14 protein-coding genes are annotated in these 19,706 nt (G+C 72.1%); 5 read left to right on the top strand and 9 right to left on the bottom strand.

Going from position 1 to position 19,706, the window contains the following annotated elements; genetic code table 11:
- The first annotated feature begins 1 nt into the window (after position 1).
- Positions 2-1,888 (top strand): chloride channel protein, encoded by a 1,887-nt coding sequence (locus WMF43_RS08460; RefSeq protein WP_437678940.1) that lies wholly within the window; start codon positions 2-4, stop codon positions 1,886-1,888.
- A 34-nt stretch (positions 1,889-1,922) separates the two neighbouring features.
- Positions 1,923-2,810, top strand: coding sequence for a phosphotransferase family protein (locus WMF43_RS08455; protein WP_437678939.1), 888 nt, complete (start codon positions 1,923-1,925; stop codon positions 2,808-2,810).
- Here WMF43_RS08455 and WMF43_RS08450 read toward each other — a convergent pair.
- Complete coding sequence (locus tag WMF43_RS08450) at positions 2,795-4,144, bottom strand: hypothetical protein (protein WP_437678937.1); 1,350 nt, start codon at positions 4,142-4,144, stop codon at positions 2,795-2,797. The genes WMF43_RS08455 and WMF43_RS08450 overlap by 16 nt on opposite strands.
- A 171-nt stretch (positions 4,145-4,315) precedes the next feature.
- Between WMF43_RS08450 and WMF43_RS08445 the strand changes: the two genes are divergently transcribed.
- Both WMF43_RS08445 and WMF43_RS08440 read left to right on the top strand, forming a co-directional pair.
- Complete coding sequence (locus WMF43_RS08445) at positions 4,316-4,951, top strand: hypothetical protein (protein ID WP_437678935.1); 636 nt, start codon at positions 4,316-4,318, stop codon at positions 4,949-4,951.
- A gap of 176 nt (positions 4,952-5,127) precedes the next feature.
- Positions 5,128-6,396, top strand: coding sequence for a hypothetical protein (locus WMF43_RS08440; RefSeq protein WP_437678933.1), 1,269 nt, complete (start codon positions 5,128-5,130; stop codon positions 6,394-6,396).
- A gap of 67 nt (positions 6,397-6,463) precedes the next feature.
- Here the strand turns inward: WMF43_RS08440 and WMF43_RS08435 are convergent, their stop codons facing one another.
- From WMF43_RS08435 to WMF43_RS08415, 5 genes are all read right to left on the bottom strand, one after another.
- Complete coding sequence (locus WMF43_RS08435) at positions 6,464-8,380, bottom strand: adenylate/guanylate cyclase domain-containing protein (RefSeq protein ID WP_437678931.1); 1,917 nt, start codon at positions 8,378-8,380, stop codon at positions 6,464-6,466.
- Between the two features lie 210 nt (positions 8,381-8,590).
- The gene (locus WMF43_RS08430) at positions 8,591-10,093 is read right to left on the bottom strand and encodes a hypothetical protein (protein ID WP_437678929.1); all 1,503 of its coding nucleotides are present in this window, start codon (positions 10,091-10,093) and stop codon (positions 8,591-8,593) included.
- Positions 10,094-10,318: 225 nt separating this feature from the next.
- Positions 10,319-11,368, bottom strand: a complete 1,050-nt coding sequence (locus WMF43_RS08425; protein WP_437678927.1) for a catalase family protein — start codon at positions 11,366-11,368, stop codon at positions 10,319-10,321.
- A gap of 11 nt (positions 11,369-11,379) precedes the next feature.
- Positions 11,380-12,954: a Dyp-type peroxidase gene (locus tag WMF43_RS08420; RefSeq protein ID WP_437678926.1), complete on the bottom strand. Its 1,575-nt coding sequence runs from the start codon at positions 12,952-12,954 to the stop codon at positions 11,380-11,382.
- A gap of 171 nt (positions 12,955-13,125) precedes the next feature.
- A complete protein-coding gene (locus WMF43_RS08415) occupies positions 13,126-14,505 on the bottom strand; it encodes a hypothetical protein (RefSeq protein ID WP_437678924.1) in 1,380 nt (459 codons plus the stop codon).
- Positions 14,506-14,724: 219 nt separating this feature from the next.
- Between WMF43_RS08415 and WMF43_RS08410 the strand changes: the two genes are divergently transcribed.
- The gene (locus tag WMF43_RS08410) at positions 14,725-15,363 is read left to right on the top strand and encodes a zinc-binding dehydrogenase (protein ID WP_437678923.1); all 639 of its coding nucleotides are present in this window, start codon (positions 14,725-14,727) and stop codon (positions 15,361-15,363) included.
- Positions 15,364-15,418: 55 nt separating this feature from the next.
- Here the strand turns inward: WMF43_RS08410 and WMF43_RS08405 are convergent, their stop codons facing one another.
- From WMF43_RS08405 to WMF43_RS08395, 3 genes are all read right to left on the bottom strand, one after another.
- Entirely contained in the window at positions 15,419-16,486 is a 1,068-nt protein-coding gene (locus tag WMF43_RS08405; RefSeq protein WP_437678922.1) for an ABC transporter substrate-binding protein, read from the bottom strand.
- A 40-nt stretch (positions 16,487-16,526) separates the two neighbouring features.
- Entirely contained in the window at positions 16,527-17,933 is a 1,407-nt protein-coding gene (locus tag WMF43_RS08400; protein WP_437678920.1) for an LLM class flavin-dependent oxidoreductase, read from the bottom strand.
- A 101-nt stretch (positions 17,934-18,034) separates the two neighbouring features.
- Entirely contained in the window at positions 18,035-19,564 is a 1,530-nt protein-coding gene (locus WMF43_RS08395; protein WP_437678919.1) for an MFS transporter, read from the bottom strand.
- Positions 19,565-19,706 lie beyond the last annotated feature (142 nt).

The raw sequence follows: 19,706 nt of genomic DNA, 5'->3' as shown, positions 1-19,706 counted from the left end.
GATGACGACCCCGATCACCGCGCCCCCCACGAGCCCCGAGAGCCTGCCTGTCGCCCCCTCGATGAGCCCGACGCTCGAGGACCTCCGCGTCCCCGCCGCCAAGGCCGCCGTCGACCGGCGGGTCGTCGTCGTGTGCGGCCTCGCGGTCGCGATCGCCGGGGCGGCGTTCCTGGCCGCCGAGCTGCTCACGAGGCTCATCGCGCTCATCACGAACCTCGCGTTCTTCGGCCGGCTCTCGGCGGCGGAGGCGTCGCCGGCCGAGAGCCACATCGGCCTGCTCGTGCTCGTCGTGCCGATCGTCGGCGCGCTCGTCGTCGGCCTCATGGCGCGGTACGGCTCGCAGGCGATCCGCGGCCACGGCATCCCCGAGGCGATGGAGCAGGTGCTCTTCAACCAGAGCCGGATCCCCGCGCGGATGACGCTGCTCAAGCCGCTCTCCGCCGCGGTGGCGATCGGCACCGGCGGGCCGTTCGGCGCGGAGGGGCCGATCATCGCGACCGGCGGCGCCCTGGGCTCGCTGCTCGGGCAGGTGCTCCGGATCACCGCGGACGAGCGCAAGACGCTGCTCGCGGCGGGCGCGGCGGCGGGCATGTCGGCCACGTTCGGGAGCCCGGTCGCGGCCGTGCTGCTCGCGATTGAGCTCCTGCTCTTCGAGTACCGGCCGCGCTCGGTGATCCCGGTCGCCCTCGCCGCGTCGACGGCGGCGGCGGCGCGCCTCGCCGCGGGCGGGACCGCGCCGGCGTTCGAGATGCCGGCGGTCGCGCCCGCGACCGGCCCCGCGCTCGCCTTCTACATCGCGCTCGGCGCCGCGCTCGGCGTGGCCGCGATGCTCGTGACCCGCGCCGTCTACGCGATCGAGGAGGCGTTCGAGCGGCTCCCCCTCCACTGGATGTGGTGGCCGGCGATCGGCGCCCTCGCGATCGGCGTGGTCGGCTACGTCGAGCCGCGGACGCTGGGCGTCGGCTACAGCAACATCGACGACGTGCTGAGCGGCCGGCTCGCGCTCGGCGCGCTGCTGGCGCTCTCCGCGCTGAAGTTCGTCTCCTGGTCGATCGCGCTCGGCAGCGGCACCTCGGGCGGGACGCTCGCGCCGCTGTTCACCATCGGCGGCGGGCTCGGCGCGGCCGTCGGCCTCGCCGCGAGCGCGCTCTGGCCGTGGCTCGGCGCGGACGCGCGCGTCGCCGCGCTCGTCGGCATGGCGGCGATCTTCGCGGGCGCCTCCCGGGCGCTGCTCGCGTCCGTCGTCTTCGCCTTCGAGACGACCCGGCAGCCGATGGGGCTCCTGCCGCTGCTCGGCGGCTGCAGCGCGGCGTTCCTCGTCTCGAGCCTGCTCATGCGCCACTCCATCATGACGGAGAAGCTCGCCCGCCGCGGCGCGCGCGTCATGGCGGAGTACGCGGCCGATCACCTCGCGCAGGTCGCCGTGCGCGACGCCGCCTCCCGCCCCGCGGTCGCGCTCTCGGCCGGCGACACCGTCGACGCGGTCCGCGCCTTCCTGCTATCGCACGCGGAGGGCTCCCGCCACCAGGGGTTCCCGGTCGTGGACGAGCAGGGGGAGCTCGTCGGCGTGGTCACCAAGCGCGACGTGCTCGCCGCGCAGCCCGACGGGCTCCTGCTCCGCCAGCTCATCCGGCGGCCGCCCGCGGTGGTGTTCGAGGACAGCTCGCTCCGGGAAGCCGCCGATCACATGGTGACCGAGGGCGTCGGCAGGCTGCCCGTCGTGTCCAGGCAGGCGCCCCGCAAGGTGCTCGGGATGTTGACCCGCAGCGACCTGCTCGAGGCGCACCGGAGCCGGCTCGACGCCGCGGAGCGCCCCGAGCAGGCGCTCGCCCGGAGGACCAGCAAGGCCGCGCGCCGCGGAGCCCGCGCCGCGGAGCCCGCGCCGTGAGGCCCGCAGGGGCGGCCGCGGCAGGTCGCGCGCCGTGAGCATCGCCGACGACACCCAGCTCCTGCAGGTGATGAGCCGCTTCGGCCTGAGCCAGGACGCGCTGCTCGGCGTCGGCGGCGAGGCCTGCGTCTTCGCGCTGGATCGGGCCAGGGTCGTGCGCGTCCTCCACCCCGAGGCCACGCGGCCGTCGGTCGAGCGGCGGGCCCAGCTCCTCGACGAGCTCCAGCGCAGCGCGGGCGAGGTGCCGTTCGCGATCCCGCGGGTCCTCGAGATCACCGAGGCGCACGGGCGCCTCGTCACGATCGAGCCGCGCCTCGCGGGGCGGCCCCTCTCGCAGGTGCTCGCGGAGGCGGCGGGGGCCGAGCGCGACCACCTCGTCGCCCGCTTCCTCGACTGCTCGACGCGCCTGCAAGCGCTGCGCGTGCGCCGCGGCTGGTACGGCGACCTGTGCGACCCGGCGCCGATCCGGACGCGCTCTCACCGCGTGTACCTCGAGCGACGCGCGAGCAAGAGCCTGGCCCGGGCCGGGAGCGCCTTCGCGGGCGTCGACCCGGCGGCGCTCGCGGCCGCGCTGCCGGAGCCGGATCGGCCGAGCTTCGTGCACCTGGACCTCTACCCGGGCAACGTGCTGGTCGAGGGCCGGGAGGTGAGCGCCGTCGTGGATTTCGGGGGCGTGGCCATCCTCGGAGACGCCCGGCTCGAGCCGCTATCGGCAGTGAGTTACCTCACATCGTATATCACCCGGTGCGCCACGGACCGCGATCGAGGCCTCGCCCGGGAGTGGCTGCAGGAGCGGGGCCTCGACGCGATGTTCGCGCCGGCGGAGCGCTGGATCGCGGCCCGCTGGTCGTTCGCGCGCGACGATGTGCTCCTCCACCGGTGGTGTCGCCTGGTGTTGCTCGGGCATCACGATCCGGCGTGAGGAGCCCCTCCGGCGGGTGACGCGGCGCTCGCCGTGCGCCCCGTCCGCCCGGCCGACGGGGCCCGGGTGGAGCTCGACCCGAGGAGGTCGGCCCGCCCGGCCGGCGCGGCGTCGGTGAGCGCCGCCGCGGCGGGGCGGAGCACGTCGGAGATCACCTGCTGCCGCAGGTGATGGAGCTCGCCGGAGGACAGGAAGCCATGGGCCGCGGCGCCTGCGGGCGCGTCGCCTCGGCCGCTCGCCGCGGCGGCGCCCGCCTCCGTGAGCGCGCGCGCGAAGGCGGCCGCGACGTGCTCCCGCAGCGCCGGGCCAGACGCTGCGATCGCCCAGCGGACGAACGCCCACGCGAGCTCGGCGTGGCGCGTCTCGTCCCGCGCGATCGCCTGGAGCGCCATGCGCACGGCGGGCGCCTCCGCGGCCTGGGCCGCGACCTCGGCCTCGACGGCCGAGAGGGTCTCCCCCACGCAACCCTCCACCACCGTGGCCAGCGTGAGCGCCTCGAGGGGATCGATGCCGCCCGCGCCGTCGATGCCCTCGAGCGCTCCAGAGAGGGGCAGCGGGCCCACGCCCACCGGCTCTCCGGCGTACGCCGAGGCGATCGACAGCGCGATGCGCGCGTGCCTCACCTCGTCCACGGCCGCGCGGTGCGCGGCCTCGAGGAGCTCCGGCGGAGCGCCGACCGCCATCAGCCCGAGCGCGAAGCGCCCGAACGAGGCGACCGAGGCGTGCTCGTTCCGGCCGCGCTCCGCCCAGCGCCGGCCGAGCTCCCGGCGCTCGGCCGGCGCGAGGGCGCGGAGGTCGGCGTCCGCGAGGGCGAGCTCGAAGCGCCGCCACGCCGTCGTGGACCAGGCGCTCCCGGCGCGATCGAGCGGCGCGAGGCGCGGCTCGCCCCGGATCAGGAGAGGTCGGCCGTCGCAGCTGATCGACCCCACGAGGTAACAGCAGCTCTCCGGGTCGCCCTGCGTACGGCTCGCGTAGGGGCCGCGGGGGTCCTCGCACTGGCATGTTCCCGAGCCGGGCGGCAGATCCGAGAGGAGCACCGAGGCGGCGGCGGGGCAGGCCCCGTCGACGGGCGCCGTGCAGTGCACCTCGTCGCAGCACCGGCCGTAATAACCGTCGTTGAACTCCGGCCCGAAACATACCGGGTCCGGATACGGCTCGAGCGGCGGCGAGCCGTCCGGAGGGTCGACCGTGGAGCCTCCCCCGGAGGCCGAGGTCCCGGTCTCAGGCTGGTCCGACCCGGTGCCGGAATCGACGTGAGCGCCGCAGCCCGACGCCAGGGCGAGGCTCGCGCCCCACTGGGAAGCCGCAAGAAGACGGAGGAGGAGAGTGCGCATGGCGAGGCCGCAGAGCAAACCATGCGCCACGCACGCGATTGACATCCGGCCGCATCCCCGCGGTTCCTCGTGCCAGGGTGTGCCAGCTCCGTCAGGTCGGCACGACAGGGCTCGGCGGCCGCATGCGCGCGGCGCGACACCCCTGGAACGATGGGTGGTATAGGGGTCCACATGCACCGACCCATACCGCTGTTGCCTGCGCTCGCGGCCGTGACGCTCTTCCTTTGCGCCGGGGCGGCGCGCGCGCAGGAGGGCGGCGGCGCCGGGTCTGCGCCCGGAGCCACCCCGCCGAGGGATCTCCACGTGAGCGCCGGTGCCGGCGGCGTCGCGGCCCTGGACGGCTTCGGACCCTACGCCGATCTGAGGGTCACGTTCCGCACCGGCCTGCTCGAGCTGGGCGGCTTCGCCCAGGGGGGACATCAGCTCGGCAGCCGCGATTTCTTCGGCGCCGGCGCGACCGGGGGCGTCGCGTGGCGCGCGCCTTTCGGGCTTCGACTCTCGGCCTCCGCCGCCGTCGGGACGCACCACTTCGAGCGCTTCGGATACGACGCCGACGGCCTCGATCCCGGGACGAGAGGCACGACGCTCTTCGTCGGGGTTCGCGGCGGGGCGAGCTGGATCTTCGGGCGGGGCCCCACGCACTTCGAGCTCGGCGTCGCCGTCGCCGACGAGATGGACATCCTCCGGCCTACCGTCATGTACAAGTTCCGCGACTACACATGGACGCGGACCATGATTCGAGAGATCGGGACCACGCACGTGACCATATCGCTGCTGCGGCTCGGCGCGACCTTCGATATCCAATGACGCGCCCTTCGGCCGTCCCGCGCGCAGGGCATTGAGCTCGCGCCGCCGACGCGCCCTTCGGCCGCCCTGCGTGCAAGGCATTGGAATCGCGCCGCCGCCGCCCGCCCGCGGCGAGCGGGCGGGCCGCCGGGGCCGCGCCCTTGCCACCGCCTGCCCCCTCGGATACGTGTCTTGTGATGAAGGCACGTCTCCTCGGGTCGATCGTGCTCCTCGGCGCTGGCTCCGCGTGCCAACCAGCGCCGCCCGCTCCGGATCCTGGCGGGGAGACGCCGCGCGACGACGTGTACAGCAATCCCAACCCGCTTTGCCCTGATCCGGTCGCGCCGGACACCGGCGAGGCCGCGACGCTCTCGATCCCGGCCCGCACGCGGTCGACGGTGGACGGCCATTACATCGCGGATTCCACCCTCTCGACGCCGACGCGCGCGGTCGCGGAGGGCGGGGCCACGCTCGCGATCGGCCCCGGGTATCCGACCTCCATGACCTTCGCGCTGGGCTCGCTCCTCGAGCCGAGCTGCTGCTGCGAGCCGCTCGGGGGCGCGATCACCATCGACGGGATCAGCGCCGTCGAGGGCGCGGCCACCGTGATGCAGACCGGGCCCACGACCTTCGTCGCCAGCGTCAGCGAGGAGGGGACGTCGACCTTCGAGGTGTCCGGCGTGATCGCGGTGCCGGAGGGCAGGCTCGACGGGTGCTCCGCGTACGACGACACCCGCGAGCTCCCCGTCACCCTGCGCATGACCGTCCGGGCCGAGCGGCCGCGCTGGCGGATCGAGGCGCCCGCGGAGTGCGGCGCGCGCACCGTCATCCAGTCGAATCGGCCCCTGCCGATCACCACCGTGGCGTACGACGCGGCGGGCCAGAGTTTTTACCCGACCAACGTCGAGCACGCGGCGGTCACCGTGGCGGGCTCCGGCGTGGGTCTCCGGGTGCCCGAGGGGGGCGCGCCCGCCGACGTCGTCGCGACCGGAGAGGGCAATGTCGTGATCACCGCGACCGACGGCGGCGCGTCGCACGAGGTCTCGGTGATCCCGGCGGCCCGCATCGACGCCATGGAGGTGGTGTTCGCGCTGCCCGGCTTCGGGGGAGGCGGCATCACCCTCGAGGAGGGCGAGACGTACGACGGCTTCGGGCGCACCGGAAACCGGGTCGTCGCCCTGGTCTCCAGGCTCGAGTCCGCCGGAGACCCGCTGTGCAGCGCGGCGAGGACCGAGGACTTCGAGGTGACCTCCTCCACGCCGGAGACCTGCGCCGTCGACGGCCGCTTCTGCGAGTCCGTCGAGGTCTCGGGCGGAAATCTGCTGACGCGCTCCGCGCGGGTCGCTGCCGACGGGACCTGCTCGGTGCGCGTGGACGCGCCGGCGTTCGCCGGCGGGGCGGGCCTAGCCGCGCAGACCTCCGTCACCCTCCTGGGCACCCAGTCCTTGCACGAGCTCACCCCGTAGCCGCGGCCGTCGTGCCGCCGGTCGGGGCGCTCGCCCGCGAGGCGCCGCGGGCGCGCGGCCCAGCGGCTCAATGCATGCCCGCCCTCCGGTGCCGGGACGGCCGCACGCGGACAGGGGGCGCCACCTCGCTGCGGTGCAGGTCGAGCCGGCACACGTCGAGCGGCTCGTCCAGAAACGGCAGATCCAGCGTGAGCTCCTGGACGGGGATCTTCTGCGCCCCGAGGACGCGCTGCGCCCGCGGGTCGTCCCGGAGCGACGCGGGGAACACGATCTGCCCGGCGGACGCGAAGCCCTGGAGCTTCGCGGCGAGGTTCACCGTCCGCCCGAAGTAGTCGATCCCGCTGTTCAGGTTCACGGCGAGGCACGACCCCATCGTGAGCGTGAGCCGGAGTCGGAGGCCGGTCTCGCTTCGGTCGTCGTGGAACAGCTCCTGGAGCGCGACGGCCGCCTGCAGGGCGTCGCCCGGGTCGCGGAACGCCGCCATCACCGCGTCGCCGATCGTCTTCACCACCACCCCGCGGTTCGCCCGCACCGCCGTGTAGACCTCGTGGAAATGGCGCTTCACCGCGGCGAAGGCCCGCGCGTCCCCGAGGCGCTCGTAGAAGCGGGTCGAGCCCACGATGTCCGAGAAGAGGATCGTCTGCTCTCCCACCTGGATCTGCACCTTGGCCGCCAGGAACTCGAAGGCGAAGAGGTCGCGGAACTCCTGAAGGCCAAAGAGCGCGGCCGGGCGGAGGGCGTCGTCGACCCACCGCACGTCCTCGACCACGAAGGTGCGCCGCTCCCGTCCCTCGTTGACGAGGGTGAGCACCGGCGAGGGCCCCGACCGGAGCGCGGCCTTGTCGCCCTCGCGCAGCATCACCTCCTGGACCGGCGACCGCGGCGCGTTGACGTTGAGGACGTCGAGGAAGTCGAGGACGTCGAGCAGCCGATGCCGCGGCTCCCCCACGATCCTGACGCGGTAGCGCCCCGGCGAGAGGCGCGTCTCCAGGGAGCGGCGCTCGCCGGGATCGAGCGGCTGCTGGACGTGGATATGCTGCTTCGTGGCCGCCTCGGCGAGGCAGTGCACCCGCGTGTCGACCCGTCGAATCGAGGGGTCCACCTGGAACGTCACCTCGATCGCCTCCGGCGCGTCGGTCGAGAACTCGGCGGCGCACGGCGCACACGACGCCTTCGGCGGCACCTCCCCGAGCACCCTGACCGTCTGCCGGACGCCGCGGCAATGAGGGCAGATGAGCTCCCAGCACAGGCGGAGCAGCCCGGCGCGGGTCGCGCGCAGGCAGGCGATGACGAGCTCGCGCTCGTCGATGCGCCACCGCCGGGCGAGCGGCACGACGCGGATGCGCCGGAGATCCATGTCGTCCGCGCCCTCGACATGGCGCACGAGGGCGTCCGCGACGCCCGCCTTCACGCCGTCCCGGAGGAGCTCTGCCCGGATGGCGGCGAGGCGCCGCTGGACCTCCCGGCCGAGCGCCGGCGGCCGCCGCGCGAGCAGCACATGCCGGGGGCGGTCCTCCGCGATCTGCTGGTCGAGGCGCTCGAGGGCCCGCCGGTACGCGGCGCGGACGTGGCGCTCGCCCACGGAAAACAGCGGACGGGACAGGGCGCTCCGCGGGTACCACAGGAGGTGCACGTCGAGCCGGGTGCCCCCCGCGCTGCGCGGCTCGAGGACGAACGCGACGACGAGGTGCGTCGCGATCCCGTTGTCGTAGACGCGCAGGGTGCTCATCTGCTTCCCGGCGACCCACGCCCAGGGCCGCTCCGTCCACCGGAAGGCGTAGCCGAAGAGCCTGGACGCGCCCCGGAGCACGCCGTCCTGCTCCGTGTACTCGATGAGCGGGAGCCTCATGGCGCGGTCGAGGCGGTCCGTGTCGATGAGGATCGGCCAGAGCTCCTCGGCGCTCGCCTGGAGGTCGAACGAGAAGCGCCACGCGATCGGTGGACCGAGGTCTCGGGTCTCGCGCGTCCAGGGGTGGTCGAACATACGTCGATTCCCGTGCGGCGGTCCGAGATCGAAAGGCCGCACGAACGTCCATTGTAGTCGCCGCGGCGCGCCCGGCCGCGCGCGCCAGCTGCAATGGCCGACGGGACTCGCCCGCATTTGCTGTAGGGCGGAACGCTCAGCCGTGGACAAAATTACATCCCGGCGCCATTTTTAATGAGGCTGTACGGAGGGATCGCAGCCGGCGCGTGTTCACTCCGTGAGGAGCCGCGCGACGGCGAGCGCGTACTGCCCCTCGGCGGGCTCGACGGTCCCGGCGACGAGCAGGTGGTCCTCGGCGTCGAGCGCGCAGCGCTGCGGCACGAGCGGGAGCGCGACGCCGGCGGGGCCGAACGAGGGGTCGGGCTCCCCCGCTGCGGAGAAGCGGAGCGCGGCCCCCCCGTCGGCCCTCTCGCCCGCGACGACCAGGTTGCCGCTCGAGTCGATGAGGAGGCACGACCACAGGGCGCTGCTCGCCGCGTCGCTCTTCACGATGCCCGACGTGCCGAAGGAAGGGTCGAGGCCGGAGCCGTCGGCCTTGAACTTCACGATGGCCGAGGCCCGCGGCGCGGTGGAGTCCGAGGTGAACCCGACGTAGATGTTGCGCGCGACATCGAGGCCGATCGCGAAGGGGCTCGGGGACGTGCCCAGCCCGAGCTCGACCGGGTCGACGGTGACGAACGCGTCGCCTCCGGCGAAGGAGGTGTCGACGAAGACGCCCTCGCCGCCCTCGGTCCGCTCGGTGCCCTCGACCAGGCGGAGGACGCTGGTGCCGCCGACGATGTAGACGAACCCGTCGCGCGCGGCGGCCACGACCGGTATCCAGTCCGAGACCTCGATGGGGATGTTGATGTTCACGAAGCTCTCGCGCGTCCCAGGCTTGACGTCGCCGACGAAGAGCCGGTTGAGGACGATCGTGGGGGTGATCACGCGGTGCAGCCGGCCGCCGACGGAGCTCGGAAAGATGAACGAGAACACCACGTCGCTGCTGCCGCCGTTTCCGGCCGGGGTCAGCGTCGAGCCCGAGGGCAGCACCTGGGCGATCCAGAGCCGCTGGATGGAGGTCGCGCTCTCCCGATCGAAGTGCCGGGTGCGCACGTAGATGTCCCCGTGCGCCTCGTCGACGTGGATCCCCGAGAGCCAGTCGCTGCTGATCCCGCGGTCGATCGTGAGCACGCCGCGACCGCTCTGGAACCCTTCTGTGCCGTCGAATGCCGGAGCGAACGACGGGTCGAGCTCCCCCTCGGGGGTGAGGAACGCGACGAACGCGTCGCCGGTGTCGTAGGCCTCGGAGAAGAGAAAGTCATCATGCCCGGCGACAGCGATCCTCCCCGAGGGCAGGGATTGGAGCCGGACGACCGAGAGGCTGCTGCGCGGTCCGCCGAGATCGGGCCGCGCGACCCCGCCTCGGCCGAAGCTCTCGTCCAGGCGGGGGCCCTCCGTCGGCGCGCCTCCCGCGCCTCCCGCGCCTCCCGCGCCGCCCGCGCCGCCCTCGCCTCCCGCGCCCCCCTCGCCTCCCGTCCCGCCGTCGCCGCCGTCGCCACCACCGGCGCTGGACGTGGTGCCGGTCGGTCCCGGGCCGCTCGCCCCTGTCCCGGCGCCCGAGCTCGTGGTGCCGGGCGCCGGATCGCCGACGGTGACGTAGCAGCCCCAAAGGCACGAGACGAGCCCGAAGCCGGCCGCGATACGCACTCCTGCTGAGCGAGTGAAAGTCATGGTGCCTCCTGTTCCCCTTGGAGAATCATGCTCGCGGTGGTGGGGTGCGGGGCGCGAAGGTGCCATTCACGTGTCCGCCCTCCGGACGCCGCGCTCCAGGGAAAAGCACGGCGCCCGGAGAGATGAAAACAAATTCTATGCGGGCGGATCGTGCTGCGAGCGCAGCAATGGTGAGGGATGCCCGGGTGGAGGCGGGCTCAGCGGGGATTCGTTACTTCCCGGCCGCTACTCCGCGGCCTCGGGCGCCGCCTCGGCCACGCCGTTCCGGGCGTGTACACCGTTCCGCTCGTGCCGGAGCCGCACGTCCGCCTCGTACACGATCCGCCTCGCCCGGTTCATCGGCCCCAGCGGGCGGTGCACCTCGAGCGCGTGCCACGGCGAGAACACCATCGTCTCCGCGAGGGCGAGGCGCTCGTCCGTGTCGGGCTGCTGCGGCGCCATCCGGATCGTCGCCACCTTCCGGAACGGCGAGCGCCACTCGCTCCATTGCACCGTCGCGTCCTCTACCGGCATCGCGACCGGGTCCACCTGGAGCTGCACCATGAGATCGAGCTCGACGGTCTCCTTCGAGAGCGTCGCCGCCATTGCCTTGCGCAGGTAATCGGGATCGTCCGGGAGCGACCACACGAAGCCCTCGGGCTTGCGCGGCCGCGCCGAGAACTTCATCGCCGTGCCCCCGAAGCGGTAGGGCACCGTGCTCCAGTACTGAATGGCGAGCGGGTTCCGGACCCGCTGAAGGAGCATCGCGGCCAGGTTCCACGCGCCGCGCAGGCGCGCGGCGCGCGGGAACCCCAGGAAGAACTGGGCCGGCGAGCCGGTCGACGCGATGGCCTGGGTGAACTCCACGTAGTCGCTCGCCGTCGCGACGAGGAAGCCCTTGCCGTTCACCATCAGGAAGTCCTGCTCGTCCGGCGCGTGTTTGCCGAGCGCCTTGTGGCCCTCGACCCCGAGGACCTTCACGGCCATCCCGCGCACGTCCGGCTTCGCGTCGGCCTGCGGCGTCCCCGACGAGGACGAGTAGCGGACCCATGCCTTGTAGGTCCCCGGCGCCGCAAAGAGGCCCACGGCGAGCTCCGCGGGCAGGCTCGGCTCGACGGTGAGCTCGGCCTCCACGAGGCCGTGCGCCTTCGCGTGCGACTGGCGCCTCACGGGGCGCGCGCCCGGCGGGTTCAGCGTCTGCTGCGAGGTGATCGTCTGCGCCGCGATCTCCTGGAGCAGCCGCTCCTCGCCGGGAGGCGGGTACTCCTTGCCTATCTCGAGAGCTTTGTCCGACATGTCCCCTCCCCTCACCGTGCTTCGGCCGCAGGCTGCGGCTTCGCTCGCGGAGCTTCCAGTCTCGGCTGGCTGGACGCGCGCCACGCCAGATAACGAACGGCGCGTAGCCCGGGGAGGAAGTAATACCCTCCGCCCCGGAGGCGCGTGAACGGCGGCACGTCGGCCACCACGCAGCGGACCGGCTGCGCCTGGAGCGAGAAATGGCTCCGCTTCACGTGGAAATCGCCCTCCCCGTAGGACGTCGTGTCCTCGGGCGCGAGCATGCCCCTCCGGAGGCCCTCGCCGCTCACGGCCAGCGTGCCGATGATCGGATCGACCTCGTGGTAGAGGCCCGCGATCTTCGTGCTGCTGAGCCACGTCTGCTGGATGAACTCGAACTGCCGGTGGATGTCCGCGTTCAGGGCGATGAACTGGAGCCCGCGATCGACCCCGTCGTCGACCCTCGAGAACGCCTCGCTCGGCGGCGGGCCGTACGGGCGGCCGCGGCGGAGGATCCGGTGCCGCCGGGTCTCGACGAGCGACTCCTCGGGCGTCGGATCGAGCGTGTCGCGCGGGTTCGCCCGGCGCACGTGCGAGCCGATCGGGCAGCCGTAGCCCTTCGCGTCGGTCGTCTTGTAGACGAACGCGTTCTCCTTGGCGAGCTCGGGGGCGTCCCGGTCCGGCGTGAGCGTCACGGGCGCGCCGCTCGGCCACCGCCCGACCATCTTCGAGGCGAGCATCACGGCCGCGGCGTCCTTGTCCTCCCCGTCGCGAGGCTGGGCGCGGTCCCACACGAAGCCCCAGAACTTGGAGGTGTATTGCTGGTATTTGCGGTAGACGAGGTAGCTCCCGTTCCTGCCGAGATCACGCTGCGTGTCGTCGTCGGGGTGAGGCGCGAGGATCGCCTCCGGATCCGCCTTCGCCGGTACCGTGGGGGTCGCGGAGATCTCGGCGTACTCGTCCGTGTAGCCGAGGAGCAGCTCGCCGGGGTGGAGGGCGACGTCGCCCGCCTCGGGCTCTCTCCCGCTGCCCAGGATGTGCGGCTGCGAGACCCCGTCCAGGAAGCCGAAGTGCTCCTTCCCGTCGTCGCGCCGGTACCCGTCCTCCACCGTGACCACCTCGATCCCGAGCTCGCTCATCCGGTCCCGGTGCCGCTGCAGGAGCGCCTCGACCCCCTCCTCCGTCGTCGCGAAGAGGAGCAGGAGCGCGTCGATGCGCGGGGTCTTGGGCCCGCCGAAGTCCCATGTCTCGGGCGCGTTGTCGCCGAAATCGCCGAGGGTCCGCTGCGTCGCGATGTTCGCCATGCCGTCGACGAAGTGGTACGAGAACGTCGCGCGCTCCTCCTGGCTCAGGCCGATCTGCTCCAGCCCGGAGGACGCCAGCGCGATGTGCACCGCCGTGCTCGGCCTGGGCGCGCCCTTCTCGCGCCGCTGCGCGCTCGGCGTCTGCTCGACGATCTCGCCGAGCCACGCGCCGATCTTCGCGGCCTCCGTGAAGCGCACGAAGACGTAGCGCGCGATGGGGAGGTGACCGTACCCATAGACGACGATCCCCTGCACGTCGTCGACTTCGACAGCGTCCGCCGTATCTTTCTTAGTCTGCTTCATGCTCACCTCGAAACCGGGTTTCCTCCGTCCCTGCACCATGCGTCCCAGAGCGACGGTCACCCGCACAGGAGACGGGTCCAGATCGGCGTTTTCGGCGCGCAAGCGCACTCCTGTGCGCTGAGCACCGAAAACGTCGAGATGGGCCCGTATCCGAAGCGGGTGACCGCCGCTCTAGAGGAGGGATAGCCACTTCAGCGCATCCGCGGCGCTCATGTCCCCGTTGAGGCCCTCGCGGATGAGGTGGTTGTTCGTGACGTTCTGGAGCGTCACGGTGGGATACGCGCTGTACCAGACGTTCGTGCGGACCTGGTGGTGGCGGGTCCACCGCTTGAACGCGTCGGCGTTCGTCGCGCCCTCCTCGATGAGCCAGCGCGCGGGCGGGAACTGGATCGTGTTGCTCCACACGGCGGTCAGGCCCGTGTGCGCCTTGTCGATGAAATCGCCGAGGTAGCTCTCCCAGCTCCCGTCGAAGTTGCTGAAGAACAGGAGACGTTTTCCATCCTCGATGATGGACCACCGCGCGAAGTGGATCGACGGGATGCCGCCGAGGTTCCCGTTGTTGTAGATGTAATGCGCGAAGACGGCGAGCACCCGGAAGACGTTCGAGAGGGTGAACCTCCGGAGCAGGCCGGGCTTGAGCTCGACGAGGTGCGTGAGCTCGTTGATGACGCCGAGGCTCTCGTTCTGCTCGAGGAACTTGATCTTCTCCGCGAGCCCGGCCGCGTTCTCCCAGTAGTGGTTCGCCTCCGCGTCCTTGCGGTCGCGCTCCTCGTGCGCGCGAAGGAGCACCGCCCAGATCGCGGCGGCGGGGACGAGCACGGGGGCGAGCGCCAGGGCGGCGAGCCCGGCCGGGATCAAGAGCTCGAGGAAATCGCCGCGGGTCGGCAGGCCGCGGTCGACGTGGCCGGTGTAGATGTGCGGGTGTTTCGCGAGCTCGCGCTGGATCTCGGCGCGGAGCGCGAGCGGATCCGACGGCCACGGGCCGCTGGCTTGCCGGACCTGGAGGAACTTCTCGATGCAGCGGCGGAGCTTGATGTCGTTCTGAATGGCCTTCGCCGTGAGGCCGGGATAACCGACGTAGAACGTGTTGACCTCGACGCTGTGCCTGCGGAGGTAGTCCGCCACGTCGCGCGGCGTCGCGCCCGCGGCGAGGCCCTCGCACCGGGCGTAGACGTCCTTGAAGACGTGGCCGCTCTCGCGCATCAGCTCGTCGAGGTGGGCGTCGAGCTCGCCGTCGAAATTCGTCTCGAGCGCCAGCGTCGACGTGCCCCCTTTCTCGGCGGGCGGCAGGATGACCCACCGGAGGAAGTGCAGGGTCGACACGTTGGTGAACCCGATCTTCGGGTCGTTCATCGATGCGCGACCGACGTCGCCGAGCGTCTTTTCCAGGTCCGCGAGCTCGCTCGCCCTGATGGGCGCCAGAACGCTGAGCGCGCTCTGCTTCACCGGATGCGTCGCGAGGGCCCGGACCTCGAGCGGCGGCGATGCAGGCCGCGCCGCGCTCACGGTGGTTTGGGATTCGGAGCGGAAGAAGAGAATGGGGTCGTTCACTGGCTCTTCTCGGAGCGTCTCACGACGTTCTCTGTCGCCACAAGAGGAAAAGGAGCGGCGCTCGCGCGATACCATGTATCGAAGGGACCGCCTGCACGCCACAGTCTACGGCGACTGGTTCAACAGGGGCACAATCAGGCAACACGGGAAACGGGCGGGCCAAGACCGATGTCTCCGTAAACATTGTGTCTTTCGGTTCTCCGCCCGCACCGCCCGCGGATGCGCCCGTGTATGGGATGCGTGAACGGTGTGGGCACCGATCGTTCCGTCGTTGCGAGATCCGCCAGGGTCGCGGCTCGCCTGGGCAGCGAGCCGAGTGATCTGATCCGAGCGTCTGAAATGGTGGACAACGCGTGGGGGATCACGAGGTACCCGTTCGTCCCGGGGCACGAGATCGCCGGCACCGTCGCGGCGGTCGGGTCGAGCGTCGACCCCGCGCGCCTCCGGGTGGGTCAGCGCGTCGCCTTCGGCGGGCTCGGGGCGACGCGCTTCATCGCGACCGAGGGCACAGGCGAGCTGAAGAAGGCGGCCCAGTCGTTCGACTTCATCCTGAGCACCGTGTCCGCCGACCTGCCCTGGGACGACTACCTCGCGACCCTGCGACCCCAGGGGAAGCTCTGCATCGTGGGCGTCCCCGAGAAGCCGATCGCGCTCAACGCCTTCGCCCTGCTCACCTCCGAGAAGGTGGTCGCCGGCGGGATCCCGGGGTCGATCGTCGAGACGACGCAGATGCTGGCGTTCACGGCGCGGCACGCGATCAAGCCCACCGTCGAGCTGTTCCCCATGTCCGAGGCGAACAAGGCGCTCGACCACACCCGACAAGGCAAGGCCCGGTTCCGCGCCGTGCTCGCGGCTTGAACGCCGCGCCGCCCGCGAGGGCACGTCGATCGCCGCCCCCGCGCGGGCGGCGTCGTCACTGGACCTGCGGGGCGAAGGGGTTGAACTGGTTCGTGTAGAGCGCCTCGGCCTTGATCCGGCCTTCCTTGAGCTCGCCGTCCTTCACCAGCCAGTCGATCCAGATCTGGTATTCCTTCGACGACAGGAGCCCCCCTTTGCCGGCGACGCCCATGCTGTGCCAGTACTGCAGCACCGACACGTCCTCGTTGCGCCCGCGCCGCTCGACGAGGGCCTTGAAGCGCGCGATCACCTCGTCGCGCGGGGTGCTCCGGGCCCACTCGATCGCGCGCGCGGCGCCCTCCACGAACTTGCGCGCGCTGTTCGGGTTCTTTTCGATGAAGCGCTTCGTCAGCACGTAGCTGCCGGCGGTGAACTCCCCGAACAGCTCGTAATCCGAGAACAGCGGCCGGACGCCGCCGCGCTCGAGCGCCTTGTCCCGCAGGATGTCGCCGAGCACCGCGACGTCCACCTGCTTCTGGCGGAGCGCCTGCTCCGCGCTCACCGGCGGCAGCACCACCAGCGTGACCTGCGCGATCTCGGCGCTCGAGAACCCCTGCCGCGACAGGTACTCCTTCAGCATGAACTCGTGGTGCGCGCCCAGCGTGTTCATGGCCACCTTCTTGCCGAGCAGGTCCCGGGGTCCCTTGATCGGGCTGTCCTCGGTCACGTAGAACCCGCTCCACCGCTCCTTGTCGACCCCGTAGCCGCCCACCACCGCCCGGAGCGGCGCCCCCGCGGCGATCAGCTTGATCACGGCGCCGTTGAACGCCTGCCCGAAGTCGGTGTCGCCCGTGACCACGGTCTGGATGTCCTGCGGGCCGCTGATCGTGTTGCCCACGTAGCTCAGCTTGATCGGCGCGAGGTAGCCGAGGTCCTCCGCGAGCTCGGGCACCGAGACCACGCCGGCGAACCCCTGATACCGCAGCTCCAGCACCTCGTAATCGCCGGCGGCCCTGTCGCCCTTCCCCTCGCCGCCGCCCGGGTCGGTCTTCGAGCACGCCGCGAGCGACAGCGCGGCGGAGAGCGCCGCGACGAAGAGGCGGCGGGGGATGAGGAAGGGAGTCGTCCTGTGGGGCTCGCGCATGGTTCAGGGCCTCTGTGTGCGCCGTCCGGCGGCCGTGGGCTCAGGCCGAGGCCGCCGGCCGGAAGGGGGCTGACGTAACGGCGGCCGGCTCGGCCTTGCCGGGCCTCGGCCGCTCGCCGGTGCGGAACTTGTTGGCGGGGCGAGGCAGACCCAGGTTCTCACGCAGGGTCCGGCCCTCGTACTCGACGCGGAAGAGGCCCCGGCGGCGGAGCTCCGGGATCACCAGATCGATGAAGTCGGTCAGCCCGCCGGGCAGGTGGGGCGGCATGACGTTGAAGCCGTCGGCCGCGCCCTCGACGAACCACTGCTCGAGCTGATCGGCGATGCTCTCCGGCGTGCCGACCAGCTGCCGGTGCCCGCGCGCCCCGGCGATCCACTCGTACAGCCCGCGGATCGTCAGGTTGTTCCGCCGCGCCAGGTCGACGAGCAGCTTCTGCCGGCTCTTGCCGCCGTTGCTCTCCGGCAGGTCCGGGAGCGGCCCGTCCACCGGGTACTGCGACAGGTCGGCCCCGCCCGCCATCCCGGACAGGAGCGCGAGCCCGACCGCCGGGTGGATCAGCGCCTGGAGCTCGCCGAACTTGTCCTGGGCCTCCTGCTCGGTCCGGCCCACCACCGGGAAGATGCCCGGCATGATCTTGAGGTGATCCGGCGAGCGCCCGTACCGGTCCAGGCGGCCCTTCACGCTCCTGTAGAACTGCTGCGCGTCCTCCAGCGTCTGCTGCGCGGTGAAGATCACCTCCGCCGTCTCGGCCGCGAGCTCCTGGCCGGGCTCGGACGATCCGGCCTGCACCATCACCGGGTATCCCTGCGGCGGGCGGGCCACGTTGAGCGGGCCTCGCACCGCGAAGTGCTCGCCCCGGTGGTCGGGCACGTGCAGCCCGTCCGGCACGAAGAACACGCCGGACTCCTTGTCGTGCACGAACGCGTCGTCGTCCCAGCTGTCCCACAGCGAGGTGACCACCTGGGCGAACTCCCGCGCGCGCCGGTAGCGCAGCGCGTGCTCCAGGTGGTGGTCGCGGCTGAAGTTCAGCGCCTCGGCCGGGTTCGCGGAGGTGACGAGGTTCCACCCGGCGCGGCCGCCGCTCAGGTAGTCGAGCGAGGCGAACTTCCGCGCCACGTGGAAGGGCTCGTTGTACGTGGTCGAGACCGTGGCCACGAGGCCGATCCGCTCGGTGACGGCGGAGAGCGCCGACAGGAGGGTGATCGGCTCGAAGTGCACGACGCTCGTGCGGCTGAGCGACTCGAGCGATCGGTCCCACACGGCCGCGCTGTCGGCCAGGAACATCATGTCGAACTTCGCGCGCTCGGCGGCCTGGACGATCTGCTTGTAATGCTTGAAGTTGAGCCCGGCGTCGGCCTGCGCCGCCGGGTGGCGCCAGGCGGCCACGTGGTGGCCCGTCGCCATCAGGAACGCTCCAAGCTTCATCTGCCGCTTGTTCTGGCTCATCGATCTGCTCTCCTGACGTACGGTCGACATCGTCGACTTGCGCACGTGCGCACTTGCGCACTTGCGCGGACGCGCTCTGGCTGCTCGCCGGGCCCGCTTTCCTACTCGGCGGGCGCGGGCTCGCGCACCGCCGCCACCACGCTGGGCGCCCTGCGCGCCATCACGAGGAGCAGGCCGAAGAGCGCGGACAGGAACAGGAACATGGTCTGGAGCCCGAAGCTCCGCCCCACGAGGCCGCCCATGGTGCTGCCGAACAGCCCCCCGGACGGCCCCACCAGCGCGTGCAGGCCGGCCACCTTCCCCCGCCCCACGCGCGCGCCGATCCGGGCGATGCGGGTGAGGTTCGCGATCTGGAGCAGGCCGAGCCCGAGGCCGAGGAGCAGGCCGCCGCCGCGCAGCGGCCAGAGGTCGCGCGAGAGGCCGAGGAGCAGGAGCGCGCCGGCGGTGAGGGCGAAGCTCCCGAGGTAGACGCGCTCGTGCCCCACCCGGCTCACCAGGGCGCCCATCGTGAACAGCGCGAAGATGAAGGTCACGCCCTGCCAGGCGAGCAGCCCCGAGGCGTCGGCGGCCGTCACGCCGGCGACGTGGATGCCGATCGGGATGATGAAGAACATGAAGAACGAGTTGACCGACTGGGCGGCGAACTCGATCACGCAGACGCTCCGGAGCTCGACGTCCTGCGCGAGCAGGGCGAGCTCGGACCGGACGTTCGCGAGGCGGAGCGAGCGCGCGGAGGCGACGTGCGCCGCGTAGCGGCCGAGGACGAGCGGCGAGAGGGCGACCGTGAGCAGGAACGTGAGCGCGATGAGCCGGTAGGTGCCCGAGAAACCGAGCGAATGGGTGAGGCTCGCCGCGACCACGGGGCCGATGAGGAACATGCCGGCCATGTGCGTTCCGCGGTACCAGCCGGCCTTCCCCTCGCCCACCGTCTCGAGCTGCTGCATGAACACGGTGCTCAGCGAGACGAAGCGCATCGGCATGAAGAAGCTGATCGCGGTCGTGCAGGCGAGCAGGAACACCGGCGCCGGGACCGCCGGCAACGCGGCATAGATGGCGCCGGCCACGAGGCTCCCCAGCACGAAGAGCCGCGAGGGACCGAAGCGCTCGACGAGCAGCCCGATAGGGATGCTCATCATCAGCACCCCGACGCTCTGCGATCCGGAGATCAGCCCGAGCATCGCCTCGTCGGCGCCGAGATCCAGCGCATACAGCGTGGTCGTCACCTTGGCCACGCCGACGCTGAGGCCCATGACCGAGGACAGCGCCGCGAACACCAGGAGGAAGCGGTTCTTGTCGATGAACGTGCGCAGTGGGACCTCGGGGCACGGCGCGGAGCGCGCGCTGTTCTCCAGCGCAGCGCCCGAGCGGCCCGCCCGGCCGAGCCGGCGGGGCGACCGCGGGTGGGCTGGCGCGAGCTCCGGGAGAGCGGAAGTCGCGCCGGCTCCTTGTGCCGTGTCGACCGGCTGCGTTGAGCAACTCCCATGCCGCATCGCCGCGCGCGGGAGGTGATGGCCGCCGAACGGCGCGCTGCTGCCCCAGCAGCAAGCGCTGATGACAAGCTGCTCCGGGGCGCGCAGGGCGCGCGGCGGGAGCGCGGCGGCGGCGCGGCACCCCCGCCGACCGTACAGCAACAGCGAAATTTTACACACCCATCCCGGGTCGTCCTAGGCTGCCGTAGGCGGAGCGCGCTCGAGGCGAGTCGTCGCGAGGGACTGCGCTCGTGGCGCCGCGGGCCTGTGGACTCGTGGGGCGCGCGGGACGCGTGGACGCGTG

This window comes from Sorangium sp. So ce131 (assembly GCF_051519095.1).
Lineage (GTDB): Bacteria > Myxococcota_A > Polyangia > Polyangiales > Polyangiaceae > Sorangium.
This window is presented reverse-complemented; position numbering and strand designations above follow the sequence as displayed.

Excerpts from the sequence above, each read along its gene's own strand:
- WMF43_RS08450 (WP_437678937.1), bottom strand. The coding sequence starts at position 4,144 with ATGCGCACTCTCCTCCTCCGTCTTCTTGCGGCTTCCCAGTGGGGCGCG.
- WMF43_RS08460 (WP_437678940.1), top strand. The coding sequence starts at position 2 with ATGACGACCCCGATCACCGCGCCCCCCACGAGCCCCGAGAGCCTGCCT.
- WMF43_RS08410 (WP_437678923.1), top strand. The coding sequence starts at position 14,725 with ATGCGCCCGTGTATGGGATGCGTGAACGGTGTGGGCACCGATCGTTCC.
- WMF43_RS08430 (WP_437678929.1), bottom strand. The coding sequence starts at position 10,093 with ATGACTTTCACTCGCTCAGCAGGAGTGCGTATCGCGGCCGGCTTCGGG.
- WMF43_RS08400 (WP_437678920.1), bottom strand. The coding sequence starts at position 17,933 with ATGAGCCAGAACAAGCGGCAGATGAAGCTTGGAGCGTTCCTGATGGCG.
- WMF43_RS08425 (WP_437678927.1), bottom strand. The coding sequence starts at position 11,368 with ATGTCGGACAAAGCTCTCGAGATAGGCAAGGAGTACCCGCCTCCCGGC.
- WMF43_RS08445 (WP_437678935.1), top strand. The coding sequence starts at position 4,316 with ATGCACCGACCCATACCGCTGTTGCCTGCGCTCGCGGCCGTGACGCTC.
- WMF43_RS08440 (WP_437678933.1), top strand. The coding sequence starts at position 5,128 with ATGAAGGCACGTCTCCTCGGGTCGATCGTGCTCCTCGGCGCTGGCTCC.
- WMF43_RS08420 (WP_437678926.1), bottom strand. The coding sequence starts at position 12,954 with ATGAAGCAGACTAAGAAAGATACGGCGGACGCTGTCGAAGTCGACGAC.
- WMF43_RS08405 (WP_437678922.1), bottom strand. The coding sequence starts at position 16,486 with ATGCGCGAGCCCCACAGGACGACTCCCTTCCTCATCCCCCGCCGCCTC.
- WMF43_RS08435 (WP_437678931.1), bottom strand. The coding sequence starts at position 8,380 with ATGTTCGACCACCCCTGGACGCGCGAGACCCGAGACCTCGGTCCACCG.